Origin of the sequence: Streptomyces radiopugnans, assembly GCF_900110735.1 — a bacterium.
GTDB classification, from domain to species: domain Bacteria; phylum Actinomycetota; class Actinomycetes; order Streptomycetales; family Streptomycetaceae; genus Streptomyces; species Streptomyces radiopugnans.
In genome coordinates this window covers 977,154-999,473 of sequence record NZ_FOET01000001.1, presented here as the reverse complement: position 1 = coordinate 999,473, position 22,320 = coordinate 977,154, and the positions used below count along the sequence as shown (strand labels likewise).

The window sequence follows — 22,320 nt, the reverse complement described above, 5'->3', positions numbered from 1 at the left end:
TTTCGGGCATTTGCGGAGCGATTGAGGTTTGAACTACGCGACGGAAGGGAAATCGGCGGGACCTGCCGCTGTCATACCCAGCCCCTACGCTGGTCATATGTCCACCACTCCCGAGCAAGGATCCCGCGCCCCCGGGCCCCAGACGCCCGCCCAGGCGAACGAGGCGCTGCGCGCCTTCGTACGCGCACACGGAGACCGTCCCTGGTCCCGGGCGGAGCTCGCCGAGCTGGACCGGCTGCGGAGCCTGTGGCGGGCGGCCGAGCGGCAGGGGATGACCGCCGCGGCCTGAAGCCGCGCGCAGCGCCGACCCGGCGCCGGTACGGTGTCGGCACGGCGCCGGTACGGTGTCGGCACGGCGCCGGGCGACACGGAAGGGCCCGCGGGAGACGACCTCCCGCGGGCCCTTCCGTACGGTCACCGCCTCGTCCCGAGCCGCCGCCGAAAGCGGCCCGGCGCCGGGTCGGCCACTGCCCTGCCGCTGCTCGGTGGCGGCTCGGTCGCTGTTCGGCGGCTTTCCGGCGGCCGTTCAGCGGCGCCGCCAGGGACCGGTGATCGCCAGCAGAATGCCGGGCTCCTGGATCCCGGCGAACAGCGTCCGGCCGTCCCCCGAGAAGCAGACCCCGGCGAACTCGCTGTACTCCGGCTCCTCCTCCGTGCCGATGTTCACCTCGTTGCGCGCGATCGGGAACGCCCGGCCGCGGTCGTCCGCGGCCATCAGGTGCTGGAGCCCCTCGCCGTCCTCGGCGATGATCACCCCGCCGTACGGCGAGACCGTGATGTTGTCCGGGCCGTCGAGGCCGCCGGGCTCGTACGGGTCGCGGTTGACCCCGAAGCGCAGCCTGAGGGTGAGGGTGCGGCGCCGGGGGTCGTAGAACCAGACCTGGCCGTCGTGCGGTTCGCCGGGGCTGTCCTCGTCGCGGGCGTAGGAGGCGACCACGTACGCGCCGCCGTCGGCCCACCACATGCCCTCCAGCTTGCGGGCGCGGGTGACCTCGTTCCCGCCGAACTGCCTGCGGACGGGCACCTCGCGGGCGTCGCGGTCGGGGACGTCCACCCAGTCCACCCCGTAGACCGTGCCGGGGCGCACCGCGCGGGAGAGGTCGTCGACGAACCGGCCGCCGGAGTCGAAGCAACGGAACGCCTGGAGGACGCCCGCGTCGTCGGCCAGCGAGCGCAGCCTCCCCCGTCCGTGCCGGAAGCCCTGCGGCGGCACCCACCGGAAGAACAGGCCGTTGGGGTCGGAGTCGTCCTCGGTCAGGTACATGTGGCCGCGCCGCGGGTCCACGACGACGGCCTCGTGGTCGAAGCGGCCCAGCGCCTTGATCGGCTTCGGGTCGCGGTTGGCGCGCCGGTCGCGCGGGTCGACCTCGAAGACGTAGCCGTGGTCGCGGGTCATACCCCTCTCACCGGCCCGGTCGGAGTTCTCCTCGCAGGTCAGCCAGGTGCCCCAGGGGGTCACCCCGCCCGCGCAGTTGGTGGAGGTGCCGGCGATGCCCACCCACTCGGCGAGCTTCTCCCCGTCGTGCGAGACCTCCACGACCGTGCAGCCCCCGGCGGCGGCCGGATCGTAGACCAGCCCCTCGGCGAGCGGCACCGGGTGCTCCCAGTCGCCGCGGGGGCCCTTCAGCTCGTGGTTGTTGACCAGCAGCGTCCTGCCCCTGGGCCCTTCGAAGGCGGCGGTGCCGTCGTGCCTGGCGGGGGTGTACTCGCCGGTCTCCAGCCGGGTGACGCCGCAGTGCGTGAGGATGCGGTACGAGAAGCCCGCGGGCAGGGCGAGCACCCCTTCGGGGTCGGGCACCAGCGGACCGTAGCCCCGCGGTCCGTCGCTCTCCCGCCGCCCGCGGTGCCCGTCGCGCTCCCCGCGGTCGTCGTGGTCGTCGTGGCCCGGGGCGCCGAACGCGCCCGAGGTGCCGGCCAGGATGCCCGCACTGCCCGTGAGGGCGATCCCGGCCCCGGCCACGACCGACCGCCTGGTGAGGTCTGGGCGACTGACTTCGCTGCTGGTCGGCATCGTCTCTCCCGTCGGCTTCGCGCGATGGCACGGCGCCGACCACGATCCCGCCCTCCGGCGAACGCGGGTTGAACGCGGGCCGAACCGGTCGGCTCAGCCGCGCGACCGCGCCCTGTACGCCGCCTTGCGGGCGTCCTTGGCCGCCTTGCGGTCGGGGTGCACACGGCTCATCGCCTCCAGCACCTCCCCGGTCGCCGGGTGGTCGACGCGCCAGGCCTTGTCGAAGAAGCCGCTGTGCTGGTCGACCAGGCCGCGCACCAGTTCGCGCAGTTCCTCCGATCCGCCCCCGTCCCCCTCGGTGGCCAGCTGGGCGGCCAGGGTGTCCACGGTCAGCCAGAACACCATCTCCTCCGACGGCGCCGGCACGTCGGCGAAGCCGCGCTCGGAGAGCCACACCCGGGCCAGTCCGCCCAGGTGGCCGTCGTCGAGGATCTCCCGCAGGGCGGGCTCGGCCTCCGCGCCGGTGAGCGAGAGCGCCTGCTGGCAGGCCAGGCGGCGGCGCGGCGCGTCCCGGTCGTCGCCGCGGGCGGCGGCCAGGAGTTCGCGGGCGGCCTCCAGGGGGGCGCGCCGGGCGAGCCACAGTTCGATCTCGTGGCGGGCGGCCTCCTCGCCGTGGCCGGGCAGGGCGGCCAGCAGCGCCTCGGCGCCCTCCTCCGCCAGATCGCCCACGACCGGGGCGTGGACTCCCGCCTCCAGCAGCCGCTGCCGTACGCCGTACAGGCCGAGCGGGGTCAGGCGGACCATGCCGTAGCGGGCCACGTCCTCCTCGTCCGGGACCGCGGGGCCGTCGGGTTCGTCGAGGCCGGCGGGTTCGCCGGGTTCACCGCCGTCGGCCTCCTCGATCAGGGCCGCGTCCACGGGCCGGTAGTCGACGATCCCGGCCGGCTCCAGCATCCGGAACTGCTCGTCCAGCCTCACCATCGCCACCGAGACGTCCTCCAGGACGGAGTCGGTGGGGTTTTCCATGTCCTCGGGGGCGACCATCGAGGCGGCGAGCACCGGCAGCGGCACCATGGCCCCGGCCGTCACGGCGGGGTCGGTCGCGGTCAGGACATAGAGGTTGCCCAGGGCTCCGTCGAGGAAGTCGGCCTCCTCCTCCGGGTCCCAGTCGAGCGCGTCGAGGTCGAGGGATCCGGGGTCGAACCGGCCGTCCTCGCCATCGGCGCCCGGTTCGCCGAGCAGGTCCTCCAGGGCGGGGGCGGCGGCGTCCGCGAGGGCCGCCTCCAGGCCGTCGCGCCAGATGTCCAGTACATCGGCGGGGGCGCCCCCGGTGAGCAGGGACAGCTCCTCGCCGGGGACCGCCGTGCCCTCCCCTCCGTCCTCGCCGTCCCCGCCGCTCCCGGCGTCGTCGGCGTCGCTTCCGCCGTGTCCGTCGTCCTCTCGGATCTCCAGCAGGCCGGTGTCCAGGGCCGCGTCCCACGCCCGCTCGGCGTGCGCGAGCCCGTCCTCCTCCCCGTCGAGGCCGAGGTGGGCGGCGGCCAGCGCCAGCGACTCGTCGGACAGCTCGCCCCCGGCTCCCACCCGGATCCCCTCCCCGGCCCAGCGCGCGAGCCGGGCGGCCCGGGACAGCAGCGGCGAGGCCAGCGCGTCCCGCGCCAGTTCGGCTTCGGCGGGCAGCCGTACGGGCGGCACGGTGGGGCGGTCGTCACCGGTCATGGGGGAGGCGCTCCTCGATTCGATGAGGCGGGCGTTGTGATCGCTGCCCCAGCGTAGACGGCTTCCGTCCCCACCGTCCGGTTCACCGGCCCTTCCGCCCGCGTACACCGGCAACCGCTTGACAAGCACCTGACCAGAGCGGCACGTTACGCGCGTAGAAACCGCACAGTGCGATCCACGGGCAGCGTCACCGCACTCCGGCTTTCTCCCTCAGCACATCCGGCACGTCCAGCACGTCCGGCACTCACAGCACCGTCCCGGAGGGACCCCTTGAGCAGATCCCAGGCGGCCCGTACCGCCGCACTCACCGTCGCAGCCCTGACCTCGACGCTGCTGGCCGCCCCCGCCTCGGCGGCGGAACCGGCCGACACGGTCCGCATCCACGACATCCAGGGCACCACCCGCGTCTCGCCGCTGGCGGGCGAGCAGGTGTCACAGGTGTCCGGCGTCGTCACCGGCGTGCGCACCTACGGCTCGCGCGGCTTCTGGATGCAGGACACCGCCCCCGACGGGGACCCGGCCACCAGCGAGGGCCTCTTCGTCTTCACCGGCTCGGTTCCCAGGGTGGCCGTCGGGGACCTGGTGCAGGTCTCGGGCACGGTCACCGAGTACCGCCCCGGCGGCAACTCGTCGGGCAACCAGACCCTCACCCAGATATCCCGTCCCCAGGTGACCGTCGTCTCCTCCGGCAACCCCCTGCCGGCCCCGGTGACCCTGGACTCCGCCTCCGTCCCCGAGGCGTACGCGCCCCAGGGCGACCCGGCCGCGGGCGGGAGCATCGAGGGGCTCGAACTGCGCCCGCAGGCCTACGCCCTGGACCTGTACGAGTCCCTGGAGGGCATGGACGTACGCATCCGCGACGCCCGCGTGGTCGGCCCCAGCACCCGGTACGCCGAACTGTGGGTGACCGTCAGGCCGGAGCAGAACCCCTCGGCGCGCGGCGGCACCGTCTACGGCGGCTACGACGAGCAGAACTCCGGCCGCCTCAAGGTCGAGTCGCTCACCCCGCTGTCCCAGGAGCCCTTCCCCACCGCGAACACCGGCGACGTGCTGGCCGGCGCCACCACCGGCCCGCTGGACTACGAGCAGTACGGCGGCTACCACGTGGTGGCCCGCGAGCTGGGCGAGGTCGAGGACCGCGGCCTGGAGCGCGAGCGCACCCGCGCCCAGCGCCGCGGCGAACTGGCCGTGGCCACCTACAACGTCGAGAACCTCCACCCCGGCAACGACCAGGAGAAGTTCGACCGGCTGGCCCGGGGCGTGGTGGAGAACCTCGCCTCCCCCGACATCCTCGCCCTGGAGGAGATCCAGGACGACAACGGCCCGGTGAACGACGAGGTGGTCTCCGCCGACGCCACGCTCGCGAAGTTCACCGAAGCCATCGCGGCCGCGGGCGGCCCGCGCTACGAGTGGCGCGCCGTCGACCCGGTCGACGACGCCGACGGCGGCCAGCCCGGCGGCAACATCCGCAACGTCTTCCTCTTCAACCCCGAGCGGGTCTCCTTCGTGGACCGCCCCGGCGGCGGTGCCACCACCGCGGTCGGCGTGGAGCGCGAGCGCGGCCGGGCCGTGCTGACCCACTCCCCCGCCCGCGTCGCGCCGAACGACACGGCCTGGGAGGACAGCCGCAAGCCGCTGGCCGGCGAGTTCCGCTTCCGCGGGCGCACCGTCATCGTGGTCGCCAACCACTTCGCCTCCAAGGGCGGCGACCAGTCCCTGCACGCGGCCGTCCAGCCGCCCAACCGCTCCTCCGAGGTCCAGCGCACCGCGCAGGCGAGGGTGGTCAACCACTTCGTGCGGCAGGTGCTGGCGGTGGAGAGGAAGGCGAACGTCGTCGTCCTCGGCGACATCAACGACTTCGAGTTCTCCGCCACCACCCGCGAGCTGACCGCGGGCGGCGCGCTGCGCAGCGCGGTGCTCTCGCTGCCCGAGGAGGAGCGCTACACCTACGTCTACGACGGCAACGCCCAGGTGCTGGACCAGACCCTGGTCTCCCCGGGCGTCGGCCGCTTCGACTACGACATCGTGCACGTCAACGCGGAGTTCGCCGACCAGGCGAGCGACCACGACCCCCAGGTGATCCGCTTCCGTCCCTGACGCGGGGCACTCCGTCGAGCGCCGGCCGTGCCGCCCCCTCCGGGGAGGCGGCACGGCCGGCGCGTTCCGCGGCGCGGGGCGTAACCGCCATGATCCTCGTACCGTTGGGCCGTGCGGCTGCGCCGCCCGGCGCGGTGGGCAGGAGCGGCGCGCCGATGACCGCCGAACTCACCGACGGGATCGAGGCCGGGACGGCCGACGGCGGCGGACCCGGCCCGGACGAACCGTTCGAGCCGCCGGAGCGGGCGCCCGTCCCCGGGGCTGCACCCCCGGGAACGCGCCTCGGGCCGGGGCGACCGCTGACGGAACCGGTTGGACCGGCCGCTTCCGTATGGGCCAGACTCGCGCGCATGCCCGACTCCCCCTTCGGCCGCGTCGCCGCCGCCATGATCACCCCGTTCGACTCCTCCGGCGCCCTGGACCTCCCCGGCGCCCGGCGGCTGGCCGCCCATCTGGTGGACCGGGGCGGCTGCGACGCCCTGGTGCTGAGCGGCACCACCGGTGAGTCCCCGACCACCTCCGACGACGAGAAGACCGCGCTGGTACGGGCCGTGACCGAGGAGGTCGGCGACCGGGCCCGGATCGTCGCCGGCGTCGGGTCCGGCGACACCCGGCACTCGGCGGAACTGGCCCGGGCTGCCGAGGAGGCGGGCGCCCACGGCCTGCTGGTCGTCACGCCGTACTACTCGCGCCCCACCCAGGAGGCCATCGCCCGCCATCTGGCCACCGTCGCCGACGCCACCGCCCTGCCGGTGATGCTCTACGACATCCCCGCCCGCACCGGGGCGGGCACCGCGCTGACGGCGCGGACGCTGACCCGGCTCGCCGAGCACCCGCGCATCCGCGCGGTCAAGGACTGCGCCTACGACCTGATGAAGACGGCGAAGGTGCTGGGCTCCACCGGGCTGGTCTACTACTCCGGCTGCGACGAGATGAACCTGCCGCTGCGCGCGATCGGCGCCCACGGCTGCGTGAGCACGGTCGCCAACGTGGCGGGCCCGGCCGTACGCGGCGTCCTGGACGCCTTCGACGCCGGCGACCACACCGAGGCCGCCCGGCGCCACCAGGCCCTGGTGCCGCTGGTCGACGCGATGATGTCCCAGGTGCCCGGCGCGGTTTCGGTCAAGGCGCTGTTCGCGGCGGCCGGGCTGCCGGGCGGCCCGGTGCGTCCGCCGCTGCTCGCGGCCGACGAGGAGCTGACCGCGCGGCTGGCCGACGCCCTCAGGAAGACGCTGTCCTCCTAGGCCCCGCCGGTCCTCCCGGGCCCTGCGGGGCCCGGACGCCTCGGGCTCCTCAGGCTCCTCAGGCGGTCCCGTCCGGGCGGCCCGGCTTGGTCCACATCCCCTGCGGTCCGTGCGGTCCCTGCGGTTGCCCCGGCTCCCGCGCGGCCGGTTCTCCGTCCGCGGGCGCACCGGCCAGGTCCCGCACCAGGAGGGCGGCGCCCGCGACCGCGCCCGGCATCAGGAGGACCGCGGCCAGCGGCACCAGGAAGCACAGCGCCAGCGGCGCCCCGAAACCGACCGCCAGCGCCTTGCGCCCGCGCAGCAGCCGCAGCCGCTCGCGGACCGGGATGTCACGGCGCTGCATGGCTACCGAGGCGAGCTCCAGGGTGAGGAAGAACCCGGAGACGGCGAGGGCGACGACGGGGACGACGGTCTGGCCGGCGACGGGGACGAAGCCGAGCAGGAACAGCACCACGCCGAAGGCCAGGGCCCGCACCAGGACGTAGAGGCTGTCGCACAGGGAGATCCACAGCCCTCGCCACAGCGGGATGCCGGGCCCCTCGGGGCAACCGCCCTCGGACTCCTCCACCTTCTCCGACAGGGACTCGTAGAAGGGGTCGCCGACCAGCAGGGTGACGGCGGTGAAGGTGAGCACCGCCATCAGCAGGCCGCCGGCGAACAGCAGCACGGTGAACGTGCCGCGCAGCAGCCCGGCCCAGGGCGAGGACCAGTCGTCGGCGAAGGGAGTGGCCCAGGCGGCCAGGTCGTCGGCCCAGAAGCCGAGGGCGACCAGGGCCGCCGTGTAGAGCACCAGGGTGATGAGCGCGGGCAGCAGCCCGAAGCCGAACCACCGTCCGTTGCGCAGGACCCACTTCTGGCCCTGCCCCAGGTACCGCACCCCGGTCATGAGATCGCCCATGGCCGCACAGCGTAACGGGCCCGCCGCCCGGTGGGGGCGGCGGGCCCGGACGGATGCCCGGTGCCGGGGGTACCCGGCGCGGCGTCAGTTGTGGCTGTGCAGGGCCTCGTTCAGACCGCCCCAGGAGCCGGAGCGCTGGAGGGCCTCGACGGCTCCGGTGGTGGAGTTGCGGCGGAAGAGGAGGTTGTTCGCGCCGGACATCTCCAGCGCCTTGACGACCTTGCCGTCGGGCAGGGCGACGCGGGTGCCGGCCGTCAGGTAGAGGCCCGCCTCCACGACGCAGTCGTCGCCGAGGGAGATGCCGATGCCGGCCTCGGCGCCCAGCAGGCACCGCTCGCCGATGGAGATGGTCTGCTTGCCGCCGCCGGAGAGGGTGCCCATGATCGAGGCGCCGCCGCCGATGTCGGAGCCGTCTCCGACGACGACGCCCGCGCTGATGCGGCCCTCGACCATGGAGGTGCCCAGTGTCCCGGCGTTGAAGTTGACGAAGCCCTCGTGCATCACGGTGGTGCCGGAGGCGAGGTGGGCGCCCAGGCGCACACGGTCGGCGTCGCCGATGCGCACGCCCTTGGGGATGACGTAGTCGGTCATCCGGGGGAACTTGTCGACACTGGTGACCGTGAGCTGCCTGCCCTCGGCGCGGGCGGCGAGGCGGACCTGCTCGACCCTCTCGACGGGGACGGGACCGAGGTTGGTCCAGGCCACGTTGGCGAGCAGGCCGAAGATCCCGTCCAGGTTCTGGCCGTGCGGCCTCACCAGGCGGTGGCTGAGCAGGTGCAGCCGCAGGTAGGCGTCGTGCGCGTCCAGGGGCTTGTCGTCCAGCGAGGCGATGACGGTGCGGACGGCGATGACCTCGACACCGCGGACCGGGTCCGGGCCCAGGGCCTGCGGCGCGGCGTCGCCCAGCAGCTCGGCGGCGCGCTCGGCGCTCAGCCGCTCGGTGCCGGAGGGGCCGGGCGCGTCGGCCAGTTCGGGCGCGGGGAACCAGGTGTCGAGTACGGCGCCCCCGTCGAGCGCGACGGTGGCCAGTCCGGCGGCGGCTGCGCCGGTCGTACGGGGTGCGGATGCGGGTGCTTCGGTCATGGCCAAACGCTAACCGGACACCTTCCGCGAGCGCGAACCGGTCCCATCGGCCGGACGCGCACGGCCTCTCCCCCGTGCTGCCCGCCCCCGCGCGCTCCCCCGGCCCGGCGCGCACCGCCCCGCCTCAGGGGCGCCGCCCCTCGGCGTCGACGAGGGCGGTGCGCAGGACGGCGGTATCCCAGAGGACCTGTCCCTTCCTCAGCCGATGGCGTCCCGTCCGGCCGCGTCCTTCACCAGGTGGTCCACCACCTCCACCCCGTCCACCGTCGCCAGGGCCCGGTAGAGCCTGGCCAGCCCCTGGTGCGCCATCGGGTAGGACTTGATCAGCACGCCGGCCGCACGGTAGTGGTGCGCGTCCCTGGACTCCCGCAGGGTGTCGCCGGAGGGCTCGCCGCCTCCGTCGGACGGGTAGAACCAGCGGATCCTTGCCAGCTCCGGGTCGTCCGCCATGCCGTCGCCCAGCCGCCGTGCCACATAGCGGTGGATGTCGGCGGCGTGCCGGTCGTACAGGCGCGCGAAGACCTCGGGCCGCTCTCTGGAGTCCTTGATGATGGCGGCGTCGTCCGCCGGTGGATCGGCCACGTGGTTCCCCGTCTCTGCCCTGTGGGTGGTCGGTTCACCCGTTGTTGCCCGATGGGGGCGAGGGGGTTCACGGCGGCCTCGCGGCGGCGCCGTCAGTGGCCGCCGCCGCCCAGGTTGAGCACCACCACACCGGCGATGACCAGGAGGATTCCGATGATTCTGGCGGCGTTGACCGCCTCGCCGATGAAGACCATGCCGATCACGGCGATGGCGGCGGTTCCCACACCCGACCAGATCGCGTACGCGGTGCCCACGGACATGGTCTTCAACGTCTGCGCGAGCAGGACGAACGCGACGAGGTACCCGGCGGCGGTCCCCAGGGTGGGCCACAGCCGGGTGAAACCGTCGCTGTACTTCATCGAGGTGGTCGCCAGTACCTCGGCCAGGATCGCGCAGGCCAGCATCAGATACGCCATGCGCCGAGGCTACGCAGCGGTGCGGCGGGGCCGCCGACCGCCCCGTGCGCGCCCGTGGGCGCGCACGCCGCCGGCCGGGGCCCGCGAGGGGCCCCGGCCGGCGGGGAAGGCGCTGGGTGCCCGGGCGTCCGGGCGTCCGGGTGCCTCAGACGTTGAAGCCGAGCGCGCGGAGCTGCTCGCGGCCCTCGTCGGTGATCTTGTCCGGGCCCCACGGCGGCATCCAGACCCAGTTGATGCGCAGCTCGTTGACGATGCCGTCGGTCGCCGACTTCGCCTGGTCCTCGATCACGTCGGTCAGCGGGCAGGCCGCGGACGTCAGCGTCATGTCCAGCGTGGCGGTGTTGTCGTCGTCGACGTGGATGCCGTAGACCAGGCCCAGGTTGACGACGTCGATGCCCAGCTCGGGGTCCACCACGTCGTACAGGGCCTCGCGGACCTCGTCCTCGCTCGCCGGCTTCGTCGTGGTCGGCGTCTCGCTCATGCGGTCCTCTCCTCGGCCTTCTGCCCGGCCTTCTCCTCGGCGGAGCCGTCGCCCAGGGCCTGGGCGGTGGCGTCCTTCCATGCCATCCAGCTCAGCAGGGCACACTTCACGCGTGCCGGGTACTTGGAGACCCCGGCGAACGCGACGGCGTCCTCCAGGACCTCCTCCATCGCGTCGTCCGGCTCGATCCGGCCCTTGGACTGCATCAGCTCCAGGAAGGTCTCCTGGACCCTTCGCGCCTCGGCCAGTTCCTTGCCGACCAGCAGTTCGTTCAGCACCGAGGCGCTGGCCTGGCTGATGGAGCAGCCCTGTCCCTCGTAGCTGACGTCCGCGACGGTGGAGCCGTCCATCCTCACCCGCAGGGTGATCTCGTCGCCGCACGTCGGGTTGACGTGGTGCACCTCGGCGTCGCCGTCGCGCAACCCCCGTCCGTGCGGGTGCTTGTAGTGGTCCAGGATCACGTCCTGGTACATGGAGTCAAGCTTCACGAGTCACCTTCAGCCACTGCGGTCGTCCGTCGTCGGTCACGGAACATCAACCGAAGAAGTTCCGTACGTGTTCCAGTCCCTCCACCAGTGCGTCGACCTCCGCCGGAGTGGAGTACAGATAGAACGACGCCCGGGTGGTCGCGGGAATTCCGTACCTCAGGCAGACGGGCCTGGCGCAGTGGTGGCCGACCCGGACGGCGATGCCCTGCTCGTCGAGGACCTGGCCCACGTCGTGGGGGTGGATGTCGCCGAGCGTGAAGGAGATCGCGGCGCCGCGGTCCTCGGCCGTGGACGGGCCGATGATCCTCAGCTCGGGCACCTCCTGGAGCCTGCGCACCGCGTACTCGGTGATCGCGTGCTCGTGGGCCGCGATGCGGTCCATGCCGATCGCCGAGAGGTAGTCCACGGCGGCGCCCAGGCCGACGGCCTGCGCGATCGGCGGCGTGCCCGCCTCGAACTTGTGGGGCGCGGGGGCGTAGGTGGAGGAGTGCATCGAGACGGTCTCGATCATCTCGCCGCCGCCGAGGAACGGCGGCAGGTCCTCCAGCAGCTCCTGGCGGCCCCACAGCACGCCGATGCCGGTCGGCCCGCACATCTTGTGGCCGGTGAAGGCCACGAAGTCGGCCTGGAGCGCCTGGACGTCCACCGCCATGTGCGGGGCGGCCTGGGAGGCGTCGACCACCACCAGCGCGCCGACCTCCTGGGCGCGGCGGACGATCGTCTCGACCGGGTTGACCGTGCCCAGGATGTTGGAGACCAGCACGAAGGAGACGACCTTGGTCCGCTCGGTGATGACCTCGTCGATGTTCGACAGGTCCAGGCGGCCGTCGTCGGTGAGGCCGAACCACTTCAGCTTCGCGCCCGTGCGCTGCGCCAGCAGCTGCCAGGGCACGATGTTGGAGTGGTGCTCCATCTCCGTGATGACGATCTCGGTCCGGTCGTCGACGCGGTAGGGCTCGTCGGCCCAGCCGAGCATGTTCGCCACGAGGTTGAGCGACTCCGAGGCGTTCTTGGTGAAGATCACCTCGTCGCGGCTCGGGGCGTTGACGAAGGCGGCGACCTTGTCGCGCGCTCCCTCGTACAGCGCCGTGGCCTCCTCGGCGAGCACGTGCACGCCGCGGTGGACGTTGGCGTTGTGCCGCGCGTAGTAGTCGTTCAGCGCGTCGAGCACCTGGTTCGGCTTCTGGGAGGTCGCCGCGTTGTCCAGGTACACGACCTTCTTCCCGTCGTGGACCGTGCGGTCCAGCAGCGGGAAGTCCTTGCGGATCGCGTCCGTGTCGAGAAGGCCCGGCAGCTGTGTCACGCTCGTGTTTCTCCGTTCTCCCCCGGGACCCCACGCCCCGTGGGTACCCCATTGCGCGCCCGTCCGGCCGGACCGGGGGCGCCGTCGGTGCGCGGGGCCGCCGAAGCGGCCCCGCGGATACGGCTCACGCCGTCCGGTCGGCCTTGACGTAGGCCTCGTAGCCCTCTTCCTCCAGCTTGTCCGCCAGCTCCGGGCCGCCGGACTCGGCGATCCGGCCGGCCGCGAAGACGTGGACGTGGTCGGGCTTGATGTAGCGCAGGATGCGCGTGTAGTGGGTGATCAGCAGGGTGCCGACCTCGCCGGTCTCGCGGACGCGGTTGACGCCCTCGGAGACGACGCGCAGCGCGTCGACGTCCAGACCGGAGTCGGTCTCGTCCAGAATCGCGATCTTCGGCCGGAGCAGCTCCAGCTGGAGGATCTCGTGGCGCTTCTTCTCACCGCCGGAGAAGCCCTCGTTGACGTTGCGCTCGGCGAAGGCGGGGTCGATGGAGAGGCGCTCCATGGCCTCCTTGACCTCCTTCACCCAGGTGCGCAGCTTGGGGGCCTCGCCGCGGATGGCGGTGGCGGCGGTGCGCAGGAAGTTGGAGACGGACACGCCGGGCACCTCGACCGGGTACTGCATGGCGAGGAAGACGCCGGCGCGGGCGCGCTCGTCGACGCTCATCTCCAGGACGTCCTCGCCGTCCAGGGTGACGGTGCCGCCGGTGATCGTGTACTTCGGGTGACCCGCCAGCGAGTAGGCGAGGGTGGACTTGCCGGAGCCGTTGGGGCCCATGATGGCGTGCGTCTCGCCCTGCTTCACGGTCAGGTCGACGCCGCGCAGGATCTCCCGGGGGCCGTTCTCGGCCTCGACGGAGACGTGCAGGTCGTGGATCTCAAGCGTTGCCATGGGGCTTCAGGACTCCTGGGTGGTGGAGACGAGCACGGCCGCGTCGGGGCCGTCTCCTTCGATCTTGACGGGGTATACGGGGACGGGGCGCGTGGCGGGCGGTCCGTCGGGCTTGCCGGTGCGCAGGTCGAAGCTGGACCCGTGCAGCCAGCACTCGATGTGGCAGTCCTCCACCTCGCCCTCGGAGAGCGAGACGTTCGCGTGCGAGCAGATGTCGTTGATCGCGAAGACCTCTCCCCCCGTGCGGACGAGCGAGACCGGGACGCCCTCGACCTCCACCCGTTTGGGAGTGTCCTCCTCCAGCTCGCCGAGCGAGGCGACGCGGACGAAGCCCGCGCTGCCCACCGTGCTTTCGCCGGTGCTCATGCGACCGACTCCTCCAGCTCCTCCTCGATCCTGGCGATGAGGCGGTCCTGCAGGTCGGGCAGGCCGATCTGCTGGACCAGTTCGGCGAAGAAGCCCCGCACCACCAGGCGGCGGGCGTCCTTCTCCGGGATGCCGCGCGCCATCAGGTAGAACAGCTGCTCGTCGTCGAAGCGGCCGGTGGCCGAGGCGTGGCCGGCTCCGACGATCTCGCCGGTCTCGATCTCCAGGTTGGGCACCGAGTCCACCCGCGCGCCGTCGGTGAGGACGAGGTTGCGGTTGAGCTCGTAGGTGTCGGTGCCGGTGGCCGAGGCGCGGATCAGCACGTCGCCGATCCACACGGCGTGCGCGTCCTGGCCCTGGAGGGCGCCCTTGTAGACGACGTTGCTGCGGCAGTTCGACGCCTCGTGGTCGACGAAGAGGCGGTGCTCCTGGTGCTGGCCGTCGTCGGTGAAGTACAGGCCGTACAGCTCGGCCTCGCCGCCGGGGCCCGCGTAGTTGACGCGCGGGTGGAGGCGCACCACGTCGCCGCCGAAGGTGACGACCACGGACTTGAAGGTGGCGTCGCGGCCGACCAGCGCGTTGTGCTGGGAGCAGTGCACGGCCGTGTCGTCCCAGTCCTGCACGGAGACGACCGTCAGCTTGGCGCCGTCGCCCAGCACGTACTCGACGTTGGCGGCGCGCACGCCGTCGCCGGTGTGGTCGATGACGATGACGGCCTCGGCGAAGGCGCCCAGCTCGAAGACGGTGTGCCCGAAGGAGACGCCGCCCTGGCCCTGGATGTTCACCCGGATCGGCTCGGTGAGCGCGGTCTCCTTGGGCACGGTGACGACGGCGGCCTTCTCGAAGGCGCTGTAGGCCTGGGCGGCGACCCGGTCCACGGGCTTGCCGGCCCGGCCCAGACGGGCGTCGTCGCGGCCGACGGTCTCCACCGTCACGCCGTCGGGCGCGGAGACGTCGACCTTGACGCCGCCGCCGGCCTCGGCGGTGCCGTCGTGCAGGCCCCTCAGGCGCTCCAGCGGGGTGAAGCGCCACTCCTCCTCACGGCCGTGCGGCACCGGGAAGTCCGCCACGTCGAAGGACGGCGGGGCGCTCATCCGGGTGGCGACGGTGGACTCGGCCGCCACCGCGATCGATCCGGCGGTCGTGGACCCGGCCGGGATGTTCTGAGCCTCAGCCATGGCTGTCGTGTTGCTCGCTCTCTGTCTTCTGTGTTCGCCGGTCTCCGGGCCCATCGGCGCCCGGAGACCGGCTCACGGTCACGGAGGTGGGGAGGACGGGTGGCCGGGCGGTCAGCCGACCGCGCCCTCCATCTGCAGCTCGATCAGCCGGTTGAGCTCCAGGGCGTACTCCATGGGCAGTTCCTTGGCGATCGGCTCGACGAAGCCGCGCACGATCATCGCCATCGCCTCGTCCTCGGACAGACCGCGCTGCATCAGGTAGAACAGCTGGTCGTCGCTGACCTTGGAGACCGTCGCCTCGTGGCCCATCGTCACGTCGTCCTCGCGGACGTCGACGTAGGGGTAGGTGTCCGAGCGCGAGATGGTGTCCACCAGCAGCGCGTCGCACAGCACGTTGGACTTGGAGTTCTCCGCGCCCTCGCCGATCTCGATCAGACCGCGGTAGGAGGTGCGGCCGCCGCCCCGCGCCACCGACTTGGAGACGATGTTGGAGGAGGTGTTGGGCGCCATGTGCACCATCTTGGCGCCGGCGTCCTGGTGCTGGCCCTCGCCCGCGAAGGCGATCGAGAGGGTCTCGCCCTTGGCGTGCTCGCCCATCAGGTAGACGGCCGGGTACTTCATGGTCACCTTGGAGCCGATGTTGCCGTCGACCCACTCCATCGTCGCGCCCTCGTAGGCCACGGCGCGCTTGGTGACCAGGTTGTACACGTTGTTCGACCAGTTCTGGATGGTCGTGTAGCGGCAGCGGGCGCCCTTCTTGACGATGATCTCCACGACCGCCGAGTGCAGCGAGTCGGACTGGTAGATCGGCGCGGTGCAGCCCTCGACGTAGTGGACGTAGGCGTCCTCGTCCACGATGATCAGCGTCCGCTCGAACTGGCCCATGTTCTCGGTGTTGATCCGGAAGTAGGCCTGGAGCGGGATGTCCACGTGGACGCCCTTGGGCACGTAGATGAACGAGCCGCCGGACCACACCGCGGTGTTCAGCGCGGCGAACTTGTTGTCGCCGGCCGGGATGACGGTGCCGAAGTACTCCTGGAACAGCTCCGGGTGCTCCTTGAGGGCGGTGTCGGTGTCCAGGAAGATGACGCCCTGCTTCTCCAGGTCCTCACGGATCTGGTGGTAGACCACCTCGGACTCGTACTGGGCGGCGACACCGGCGACCAGGCGCTGCTTCTCGGCCTCGGGGATGCCCAGCTTGTCGTAGGTGTTCTTGATGTCCTCCGGCAGGTCCTCCCAGGTCTGGGCCTGCTTCTCGGTGGACCGCACGAAGTACTTGATGTTGTCGAAGTCGATGCCGCTCAGGTCCGAGCCCCAGTTCGGCATGGGCTTCTTCTCGAAGAGCTTCAGGCCCTTCATGCGGAGCTTCAGCATCCACTCCGGCTCGGACTTCTTGCCCGAGATGTCGCGGACGACCTCCTCGGAGAGGCCGCGCTTGGCCGAGGCGCCGGCGGCGTCCGGGTCGGCCCAGCCGTACTCGTACTTGCCCAGGCCCTCCAGCTCAGGGTGGGCAGTCTCCGTGGGGAGAGTCATGCGGGGTTCCTCCCGGCTGTGCTTGCAGATGCTGTCGCTGCGGTGGTCTTGGATGTCTTGGGTGTCCCGGGTGCGGCCCCGGAAGCCGCTCCGGGGATGAACGTCGTGCACACCCCGTCGCCGTGGGCGATGGTGGCCAGACGCTGCACATGGGTGCCGAGCAGGCGGGAGAAGACCTCCGTCTCCGCCTCGCACAGCTGCGGGAACTGCTCGGCGGCGTGGGCCACCGGGCAGTGGTGCTGGCAGAGCTGCTCTCCGCTGGAGGCGGGCGCGCCGCGCGCGGTGGCAGCGTACCCGTCCCTGGACAGCGCCTCGGCCAGAACCCTGGCCCTCTCCCCGGGTGCGGCCCGTTCCAGCTCGGCGCGGTACCGCTCCGCCTGGGCGGCGACCCGGGCGCGGGCGAAGGCCGCGACCGCGGCCCGTCCCTTCTCACCGCCGCCCGCGGCCTGGGCTATCCAGCGCATGGCGTCGACGGCGAGCTGGTCGTAGGCCTGGTCGAAGGCGCTGCGGCCGTAGTCGGTGAGCGCGAAGGCCCTGGCGGGACGGCCCCTGCCGCGCGAGCCGTAGACCCGCTTCTCACGGGGCTCGACGACGCCCTCGGAGACGAGTGCGTCCAGGTGGCGGCGGACCGCCGCCTGGGTGAGCTCCAGCCGCTGGGCCAGTTCGGCCGCGGTGGACGGGCCGTGGTCGAGGATGGAGCGCGCGACCTTGTTGCGGGTGCCGTGGTGCTCGTCCGGGGCCGGGTGGCCGTGGGTGCGGGTGTCACCGCCGCCGTGTTGGGCCGCCATGTGCTCTCGCGCCTCCTCACTCCACCCCGGGTCCGCAGCACCCCCGCCCGCCGTGGCCGGAGCGGGTGCGCTTTTTCACAACGCCATTGTTGCGTAATTCCGGGGAGGCGGGCAAGCCGCGCCCTGACCGGCCCGGATGGGATGCGTCACGTAAGGCGTGCCTTACCCGGGACGCCGGCGACGCGCCCCGGTGGCGCGGCCCGGCGGGCGGCGCGGCCCGGCGGGGGCGATCCGCCCGCGGGCTCCTAGACTCGCCCGTATGCGAGACACGGCGGCCGTCGAGGTCGCGGGACTGGTGAAGCGGTACGGGAGCAGGACGGCGGTGGACGGGCTGGACCTCACCGTCGGGCGCGGCACGGTCACCGCCGTCCTCGGCCCCAACGGAGCCGGCAAGACCACCACCATCGAGACCTGCGAAGGCTACCGCCGTCCGGACGCGGGCACGGTCCGCGTCCTGGGACTGGACCCGGTCGCCGACGCCGCCGCGCTGCGGCCCCGGATCGGCGTAATGCTCCAGAGCGGCGGGGTCTACCCCACCGTCCGCGCCGCGGAGATGCTGCGCCACATGGCCGCGCTGCACGCCCACCCGCTGGACACCGGCGCGCTGGTCGAACGGCTGGGGCTGGCCGGCTGCGGCCGCACCCCCTACCGGCGGCTGTCCGGCGGCCAGCAGCAGCGGCTCTCCCTGGCCATGGCCGTCGTCGGGCGGCCCGAGCTGGTCTTCCTCGACGAGCCGACCGCCGGCCTGGATCCGCAGGCCCGCCGCTCCGCCTGGGACCTGGTGCGGGAGCTGCGCGCGGACGGCGTGACGGTGGTGCTGAGCACCCACTTCATGGACGAGGCCGAGACCCTCGCCGACGACGTCGCGATCATCGACGAGGGCCGGGTGATCGCGCGGGGCAGCCCCGAGGAGCTGTGCCGCGGCGGCGCCGAGAACACCCTGAGCTTCACCGGGCGCCCCGGCCTGGACCTGGCCTCGCTGCTCAAGGCGCTGCCGCCGGACACCGCGGCCGCCGAGACGGCCCCGGGCTCGTACCGCCTGACCGGCACCGTCGACCCCCAGCTCCTGGCCACGGTGACGTCCTGGTGCGCGCAGAACGGGGTGATGCCGGACGGCATCGCGGTGGAGCGGCACACGCTGGAGGACGTCTTCCTGGAACTGACGGGCAAGGAGCTGCGGTCGTGAGGCGGTACGCACACACCTGCCGGGGGCGCGGGGGCCGCCCCGCGGGAGAACACAGCCTGGAGCTGACGGGCGGGGAGCCGCGGTCGTGAGCGCTCAGAACACCGGGCGGGGCACGTACGCCCCCGCCCCCGGCGCGGCCCCGCTGCCGCGGATGATCGCCGCACAGGCAGCGCTGGAGACGCGGCTGCTGCTGCGGCACGGCGAGCAGCTGCTGCTGACGATCGTCATCCCGGCCCTGCTGCTGGTGCTGTTCAGCGCCGTGGACATCGTGGACCTGGCCGGGGAGGGAGACGGCGGAGGCGGGCGCGTGGACTTCCTGGCGCCGGGCGTGCTGGCGCTGGCCGTGCTCTCGACCGCGTTCACCGGCCAGGCGATCTCCACCGGTTTCGAGCGGCGCTACGGCGTCCTCAAGCGGCTGGGCGCCTCGCCGCTGCCCCGCTGGGGGCTGATGGCCGCCAAGACGTGCGCGGTGCTGGTCACCGAGGTGCTGCAGGTGGTGCTGCTGACGTCGGTGGCCCTGGCGCTGGGGTGGTCGCCGCACGGCAGTCCGCTCGCCGTGGCGCTGCTGCTGGTAGCCGGTACGGCGGCGTTCTCCGGTCTCGGACTGCTGATGGCCGGGACGCTGCGGGCCGAGGCGACGCTGGCGGCGGCCAACCTCGTCTTCGTCCTGCTGCTGGTCGGCGGCGGGGTGGTGGTGCCGCTGGAGAAGTTCCCCGAGCCGGTGCGCGGGGTGCTGGAGCTGCTGCCGATCTCCGCGCTCTCCGAGGGGCTGCGCGAGGTGCTGCGGGACGGTGCCGGGATGCCCTGGGGGAACCTGGCGGTCCTGGGCGTGTGGGCGGTGGCGGGCCTGGCCGCCGCGGCCCGCTTCTTCCGCTGGGAGTGAGCACCTCCGGCGCCCGCGCGGGCAGCGCCCGGGAGGGGGCGCGGGGAGCGCCCCCTCCCCGCGCCCCCTCGTGAAAGCTTGCACAAGCCCCCGCCTACCATGGTGTCCGTGCCCAATCTGCTCGAATTCGCGCGAAACCCCGTCGCGTACGTCGCCAGGCGCTGGACCCCCGCCCAGCGCACCGTGGAGCGCGCCACCCTGACCGCGCTCGTCCTGAGCGTGCTCATCGTGGTCACCGGCGGGGTGGTGCGGCTGACCGGCTCGGGACTGGGGTGCGACACCTGGCCCAAGTGCAGCGGGGACAGCCTGGTCGCCACCCCCGAGATGGGGCTGCACGGCGCCATCGAGTTCGGCAACCGGCTGCTGACGTACGTGCTGTGCGCCGCCGTCGGCTGGGCGATCGTCGCGGTCCGCTCGGCGAAGCCGCGCCGCCGCGGCCTGTCGCGGCTGGCCTGGTCGCAGTTCTGGCTGGTCGTCGCCAACGGCCTGCTGGGCGGCGTGACGGTGCTGCTGCGGCTGAACCCGTACACCGTCGCCGCGCACTTCCTGCTCGCCAGCGTGCTCATCACGGTCACCACCGTCACCTGGCTGCGCGCCCGCGAGGGCGACGACGCGCCGCGCCCGCTGGCCGGGGCGCGGGCCCGGCAGCTCGCGGCGGCGCTGACCGCCGTGTCCGTGGTGCTGATCGTCGTCGGCACCATGGTGACGGGCGCGGGCCCTCACGCGGGCGACAGCAGCGACGTGCCGCGGATGGGCGTGGACTGGGAGACGACCGCCCGGGTGCACGCCCTGCTGGCCTGGGCCGTGGTGGCCCTGACCGTGCTGCTGTGGCTGGCGCTGCGCGCCGTGGACGCCCCCCGGGCCCCGGTCGTCCGCACCCGGGACCTCTTCCTGGTCCTGCTGGCGCAGGGCGTCATCGGCTACGTCCAGTACTTCACCGAGCTGCCCGAGGTGCTGGTCGCGGCGCACCTGCTGGGCTCCTGCCTGGTGTGGGTCGCCGTCCTGCGGGTGCTGCTGTCGCTGCGCGAGCGCGGTCTGCCGCCGGTGGCCGCCGAGGCACCCGTGTCCGCCGGCAGGCCGGCCCCGGCCCCGGCCGCGTCCGGCCTGTAGGACCCCTGCGCGGGAGGGCCGGCCGGACGGGGAGTCCCCGTCCGGCCGGCCCTCCCGCGCGTTTCCCCGCCCGCCCGGCCGGGTGCGCGGGCCGCGGGGCCCGGGGAAGCGGGGCGGACACGGAGAGGCCCCGGTGCGGCACGGCCGCACCGGGGCCTCGCGCGCCCTGCGGCGGGCGGCGGACGAGCACGGGTCCGGCGGCGGGGTACGGCGGCCGGCGGGCGGTCGGCCGGCCCTCGCGGCGCCCCGCCGCGCACAGCACTTCCGCGTCAGCGGTCCTTGGGCCCTCCGACCTGGATGCCCGCCATCCGCTCCCACTCGTAGGGGCCGGTACGGATCCGGGCGGCGAGGTCCCCGTCGAGGCTCTCGTGGACGGTGACCCCCGCCTTCTCGGCGGCCTTCTGCGCGACCTCGCGGGACGGGGCCACCAGGTCGCCCCAGCCGCCGTCCTCGCCGACGAGGACGATCCGCACGCCGCGCTCGCCGATGTAGGAGATTTGGGCGTCGGCACTGCCGCCGCGCTCCTTGGCGAACGCGGTGATCTCCTTGGCAAGCTTGGTCACCCAGCGCTGGGCCTTGGCGTCGGGCCCGGTCTCTTCCGCCTGCTGTGTGCTGTCCATGGACAGGATGCTACCGATGGGTAGATCACCTGGCGACCGCTGCTCCGGGTGGCCTGCGCCACGCCCGGCGCCGGCCCGGCGCCGGGCCGTTACGAGTCGGTGCCGGGCCGGCGTGCGGTCAGCGCAGGAAGGGGTCCACCGCCACGGCCACGAACAGCAGCGACACATAGGTGATGGACCAGTGGAACAGCCGCATCTCCTTGAGCTTCGCGCCCGTGACCCCGGCCTTGGCCCTGGCCTGGAGGGCGTGCGCCTCCCACAGCCACCAGCCGCCCGCGGCGAGCGCGACCAGCGGGTAGAACCAGCCGACGTACCCCAGCGGCCACAGGGCCAGCGAGACGGCCACCATGACCCAGCTGTAGACCACGATCTGCCGGGCCACCGCGCGGTTGCCCGCGACGACCGGGAGCATCGGGACCCCGACCCGGGCGTAGTCGTCCTTGACCTTCATCGACAGCGGCCAGTAGTGCGGGGGCGTCCAGAAGAAGATGACCAGGAAGAGGACGACGGCGGCCCAGCTCACCTCGTTCTTCACCGACGACCAGCCGATGAGCACGGGCATGCAGCCGGCGATGCCGCCCCAGACGATGTTCTGGGCGGTGCGCCGTTTGAGGATCATCGTGTAGACGACGACGTAGAACAGCAGCGCGCCCAGGGACAGGGCCGCCGAGAGCCAGTTGACCGTCCAGCCGAACCACAGCGTGGAGACCACGGCCAGCGTGACGCCGAAGACCAGGGCCTCGCGCGGGGTCAGCACACCGGTGACCAGGGGACGCTTCTCGGTGCGGTGCATCAGCGCGTCGATGTCCCGGTCGATGTACATGTTCAGCGCGTTGGCGCCGCCCGCCGACAGATAGCCGCCCAGGCAGGTGGCCAGGACCAGCCACAGGTCGGGGACGCCCTGTTCGGCGAGGAACATCACCGGAATGGTGGTGATCAGCAGCAGTTCGATGATCCGCGGCTTGGTCAGTGCCACATAGCCCTTGATACGGGCCCCGAGCGGCCGGTGTGCTGGGCTCTGATCGAGCTCCCCCACAACCCCTCGGGTGTGGGCGGTATCCCCACCCGCGGGACGGGATTCGACGGCCGTCACGGACACCCCTGATCACGATGCGACATGCGCGGCTCGCGCCGCGTGGGAACAAGCGAGCCCGGACCTCCGGGGTCCCGTCACGGCTCGCACCTACCACGCCACTGTAGACGCTGGCCATACGCCGCTCGCCCCGGGGGTCGCCCGTGTCGGTGTACCCCGCAAGGGGGTGCCCCGGCGGGGTGCGGGTACGAGGTGCACAGGGCCTCCCGGGGCACCGGAAGGCGGCGCTCATGTGCGCCCGGTGTTCCACAGATGCCCAGGTGAGGCCCGTTGCGCGCCCGGTTTGAAGCGGTTCGTTCTCCCGGCTTCCCAAAGGATGAGCGGCCCGAAAGGGGGAACACCGGCGAGGGTACGCTCGACACCGCCCGGTGTGACCTGACAGACACCGGCCTTCGACATGTGGAGAGGAGCCCTG

Annotated in this window: 22 protein-coding genes; 6 read left to right on the top strand and 16 right to left on the bottom strand. The window is 72.9% G+C overall.

What is annotated here, in order from left to right; all coding sequences use genetic code 11:
• Window positions 1-97: 97 nt before the first annotated feature.
• Entirely contained in the window at window positions 98-289 is a 192-nt protein-coding gene (locus BMY40_RS04335; protein ID WP_093655419.1) for a hypothetical protein, read from the top strand.
• Window positions 290-526: 237 nt separating this feature from the next.
• Here BMY40_RS04335 and BMY40_RS04330 read toward each other — a convergent pair whose 3' ends face one another.
• Together BMY40_RS04330 and BMY40_RS04325 are read right to left on the bottom strand one after the other, a co-directional pair.
• On the bottom strand, window positions 527-2,011 hold the full coding sequence (locus BMY40_RS04330; RefSeq protein ID WP_093655417.1) for an alkaline phosphatase PhoX: 1,485 nt from the start codon (window positions 2,009-2,011) through the stop codon (window positions 527-529).
• A gap of 93 nt (window positions 2,012-2,104) precedes the next feature.
• Entirely contained in the window at window positions 2,105-3,667 is a 1,563-nt protein-coding gene (locus BMY40_RS04325; RefSeq protein ID WP_093655415.1) for a hypothetical protein, read from the bottom strand.
• Window positions 3,668-3,937: 270 nt separating this feature from the next.
• On the opposite strand from BMY40_RS04325, the gene BMY40_RS04320 reads away from it, so the two are divergent.
• On the top strand, window positions 3,938-5,764 hold the full coding sequence (locus tag BMY40_RS04320; protein ID WP_093655413.1) for an endonuclease/exonuclease/phosphatase family protein: 1,827 nt from the start codon (window positions 3,938-3,940) through the stop codon (window positions 5,762-5,764).
• Between the two features lie 350 nt (window positions 5,765-6,114).
• Complete coding sequence (gene dapA / locus BMY40_RS04315; protein WP_093655825.1) at window positions 6,115-7,008, top strand: 4-hydroxy-tetrahydrodipicolinate synthase; 894 nt, start codon at window positions 6,115-6,117, stop codon at window positions 7,006-7,008.
• 58 nt (window positions 7,009-7,066) lie between these two features.
• On the opposite strand, the gene BMY40_RS04310 is transcribed toward dapA, so the two are convergent.
• From BMY40_RS04310 to BMY40_RS04255, 12 genes are all read right to left on the bottom strand, one after another.
• Window positions 7,067-7,906 (bottom strand): EI24 domain-containing protein, encoded by an 840-nt coding sequence (locus BMY40_RS04310; RefSeq protein ID WP_093655411.1) that lies wholly within the window; start codon window positions 7,904-7,906, stop codon window positions 7,067-7,069.
• A gap of 84 nt (window positions 7,907-7,990) precedes the next feature.
• A complete protein-coding gene (dapD, locus tag BMY40_RS04305) occupies window positions 7,991-8,989 on the bottom strand; it encodes a 2,3,4,5-tetrahydropyridine-2,6-dicarboxylate N-succinyltransferase (protein ID WP_093655409.1) in 999 nt (332 codons plus the stop codon).
• Window positions 8,990-9,187: 198 nt separating this feature from the next.
• Complete coding sequence (locus BMY40_RS29120; RefSeq protein WP_425443069.1) at window positions 9,188-9,571, bottom strand: hypothetical protein; 384 nt, start codon at window positions 9,569-9,571, stop codon at window positions 9,188-9,190.
• A gap of 92 nt (window positions 9,572-9,663) precedes the next feature.
• Window positions 9,664-9,987, bottom strand: coding sequence for a DMT family transporter (locus BMY40_RS04295; RefSeq protein WP_093655407.1), 324 nt, complete (start codon window positions 9,985-9,987; stop codon window positions 9,664-9,666).
• Window positions 9,988-10,132: 145 nt separating this feature from the next.
• Complete coding sequence (locus tag BMY40_RS04290; protein WP_093655405.1) at window positions 10,133-10,468, bottom strand: metal-sulfur cluster assembly factor; 336 nt, start codon at window positions 10,466-10,468, stop codon at window positions 10,133-10,135.
• Window positions 10,465-10,956 (bottom strand): Fe-S cluster assembly sulfur transfer protein SufU, encoded by a 492-nt coding sequence (sufU, locus tag BMY40_RS04285; RefSeq protein ID WP_093655403.1) that lies wholly within the window; start codon window positions 10,954-10,956, stop codon window positions 10,465-10,467. The genes BMY40_RS04290 and sufU overlap by 4 nt, the downstream gene beginning before the upstream one ends.
• Window positions 10,957-11,002: 46 nt before the next feature.
• Window positions 11,003-12,259, bottom strand: coding sequence for a cysteine desulfurase (locus tag BMY40_RS04280; protein ID WP_093655401.1), 1,257 nt, complete (start codon window positions 12,257-12,259; stop codon window positions 11,003-11,005).
• 124 nt (window positions 12,260-12,383) lie between these two features.
• Window positions 12,384-13,148 carry a Fe-S cluster assembly ATPase SufC gene (sufC, locus tag BMY40_RS04275; RefSeq protein ID WP_093655399.1) on the bottom strand — a complete coding sequence of 255 codons (765 nt, stop codon included), beginning with the start codon at window positions 13,146-13,148 and terminating at the stop codon, window positions 12,384-12,386.
• A gap of 6 nt (window positions 13,149-13,154) precedes the next feature.
• Window positions 13,155-13,514: a non-heme iron oxygenase ferredoxin subunit gene (locus BMY40_RS04270; protein WP_093655397.1), complete on the bottom strand. Its 360-nt coding sequence runs from the start codon at window positions 13,512-13,514 to the stop codon at window positions 13,155-13,157.
• Window positions 13,511-14,692 carry a Fe-S cluster assembly protein SufD gene (gene sufD / locus BMY40_RS04265; RefSeq protein ID WP_093655395.1) on the bottom strand — a complete coding sequence of 394 codons (1,182 nt, stop codon included), beginning with the start codon at window positions 14,690-14,692 and terminating at the stop codon, window positions 13,511-13,513. The genes BMY40_RS04270 and sufD overlap by 4 nt, the downstream gene beginning before the upstream one ends.
• 111 nt (window positions 14,693-14,803) lie before the next feature.
• On the bottom strand, window positions 14,804-16,225 hold the full coding sequence (sufB, locus tag BMY40_RS04260) for a Fe-S cluster assembly protein SufB (protein ID WP_093655392.1): 1,422 nt from the start codon (window positions 16,223-16,225) through the stop codon (window positions 14,804-14,806).
• A complete protein-coding gene (locus tag BMY40_RS04255; RefSeq protein WP_093655390.1) occupies window positions 16,222-17,013 on the bottom strand; it encodes a helix-turn-helix transcriptional regulator in 792 nt (263 codons plus the stop codon). Before BMY40_RS04255 ends, sufB begins: the two co-directional genes overlap by 4 nt.
• Before the next feature lie 259 nt (window positions 17,014-17,272).
• Here BMY40_RS04255 and BMY40_RS04250 point away from each other — a divergent pair, with 259 nt between their 5' ends.
• From BMY40_RS04250 to BMY40_RS04240, 3 genes are all read left to right on the top strand, one after another.
• Complete coding sequence (locus BMY40_RS04250) at window positions 17,273-18,199, top strand: ABC transporter ATP-binding protein (RefSeq protein WP_093655388.1); 927 nt, start codon at window positions 17,273-17,275, stop codon at window positions 18,197-18,199.
• A 151-nt stretch (window positions 18,200-18,350) separates the two neighbouring features.
• The gene (locus tag BMY40_RS04245) at window positions 18,351-19,082 is read left to right on the top strand and encodes an ABC transporter permease (protein ID WP_093655823.1); all 732 of its coding nucleotides are present in this window, start codon (window positions 18,351-18,353) and stop codon (window positions 19,080-19,082) included.
• A gap of 99 nt (window positions 19,083-19,181) precedes the next feature.
• Window positions 19,182-20,192 (top strand): COX15/CtaA family protein, encoded by a 1,011-nt coding sequence (locus tag BMY40_RS04240; protein ID WP_093655386.1) that lies wholly within the window; start codon window positions 19,182-19,184, stop codon window positions 20,190-20,192.
• Window positions 20,193-20,461: 269 nt separating this feature from the next.
• Here BMY40_RS04240 and BMY40_RS04235 read toward each other — a convergent pair whose 3' ends face one another.
• Window positions 20,462-20,812, bottom strand: coding sequence for a hypothetical protein (locus BMY40_RS04235; RefSeq protein WP_093655384.1), 351 nt, complete (start codon window positions 20,810-20,812; stop codon window positions 20,462-20,464).
• Window positions 20,813-20,930: 118 nt separating this feature from the next.
• The gene (locus tag BMY40_RS04230; protein ID WP_093655821.1) at window positions 20,931-21,905 is read right to left on the bottom strand and encodes a heme o synthase; all 975 of its coding nucleotides are present in this window, start codon (window positions 21,903-21,905) and stop codon (window positions 20,931-20,933) included.
• Window positions 21,906-22,320 lie beyond the last annotated feature (415 nt).

Bases quoted from the DNA above. Each gene is read 5' to 3' on its own strand.
- BMY40_RS04335 (WP_093655419.1), top strand. From the start codon at position 98: ATGTCCACCACTCCCGAGCAAGGATCCCGCGCCCCCGGGCCCCAGACG.
- BMY40_RS04330 (WP_093655417.1), bottom strand. From the start codon at position 2,011: ATGCCGACCAGCAGCGAAGTCAGTCGCCCAGACCTCACCAGGCGGTCG.
- BMY40_RS04325 (WP_093655415.1), bottom strand. From the start codon at position 3,667: ATGACCGGTGACGACCGCCCCACCGTGCCGCCCGTACGGCTGCCCGCC.
- dapA (WP_093655825.1), top strand. From the start codon at position 6,115: ATGCCCGACTCCCCCTTCGGCCGCGTCGCCGCCGCCATGATCACCCCG.
- BMY40_RS04310 (WP_093655411.1), bottom strand. From the start codon at position 7,906: ATGGGCGATCTCATGACCGGGGTGCGGTACCTGGGGCAGGGCCAGAAG.
- dapD (WP_093655409.1), bottom strand. From the start codon at position 8,989: ATGACCGAAGCACCCGCATCCGCACCCCGTACGACCGGCGCAGCCGCC.
- BMY40_RS04295 (WP_093655407.1), bottom strand. From the start codon at position 9,987: ATGGCGTATCTGATGCTGGCCTGCGCGATCCTGGCCGAGGTACTGGCG.
- BMY40_RS04290 (WP_093655405.1), bottom strand. From the start codon at position 10,468: ATGAGCGAGACGCCGACCACGACGAAGCCGGCGAGCGAGGACGAGGTC.
- sufC (WP_093655399.1), bottom strand. From the start codon at position 13,148: ATGGCAACGCTTGAGATCCACGACCTGCACGTCTCCGTCGAGGCCGAG.
- BMY40_RS04270 (WP_093655397.1), bottom strand. From the start codon at position 13,514: ATGAGCACCGGCGAAAGCACGGTGGGCAGCGCGGGCTTCGTCCGCGTC.
- sufD (WP_093655395.1), bottom strand. From the start codon at position 14,692: ATGGCTGAGGCTCAGAACATCCCGGCCGGGTCCACGACCGCCGGATCG.
- sufB (WP_093655392.1), bottom strand. From the start codon at position 16,225: ATGACTCTCCCCACGGAGACTGCCCACCCTGAGCTGGAGGGCCTGGGC.
- BMY40_RS04255 (WP_093655390.1), bottom strand. From the start codon at position 17,013: ATGGCGGCCCAACACGGCGGCGGTGACACCCGCACCCACGGCCACCCG.
- BMY40_RS04250 (WP_093655388.1), top strand. From the start codon at position 17,273: ATGCGAGACACGGCGGCCGTCGAGGTCGCGGGACTGGTGAAGCGGTAC.
- BMY40_RS04245 (WP_093655823.1), top strand. From the start codon at position 18,351: ATGATCGCCGCACAGGCAGCGCTGGAGACGCGGCTGCTGCTGCGGCAC.
- BMY40_RS04240 (WP_093655386.1), top strand. From the start codon at position 19,182: ATGGTGTCCGTGCCCAATCTGCTCGAATTCGCGCGAAACCCCGTCGCG.
- BMY40_RS04235 (WP_093655384.1), bottom strand. From the start codon at position 20,812: ATGGACAGCACACAGCAGGCGGAAGAGACCGGGCCCGACGCCAAGGCC.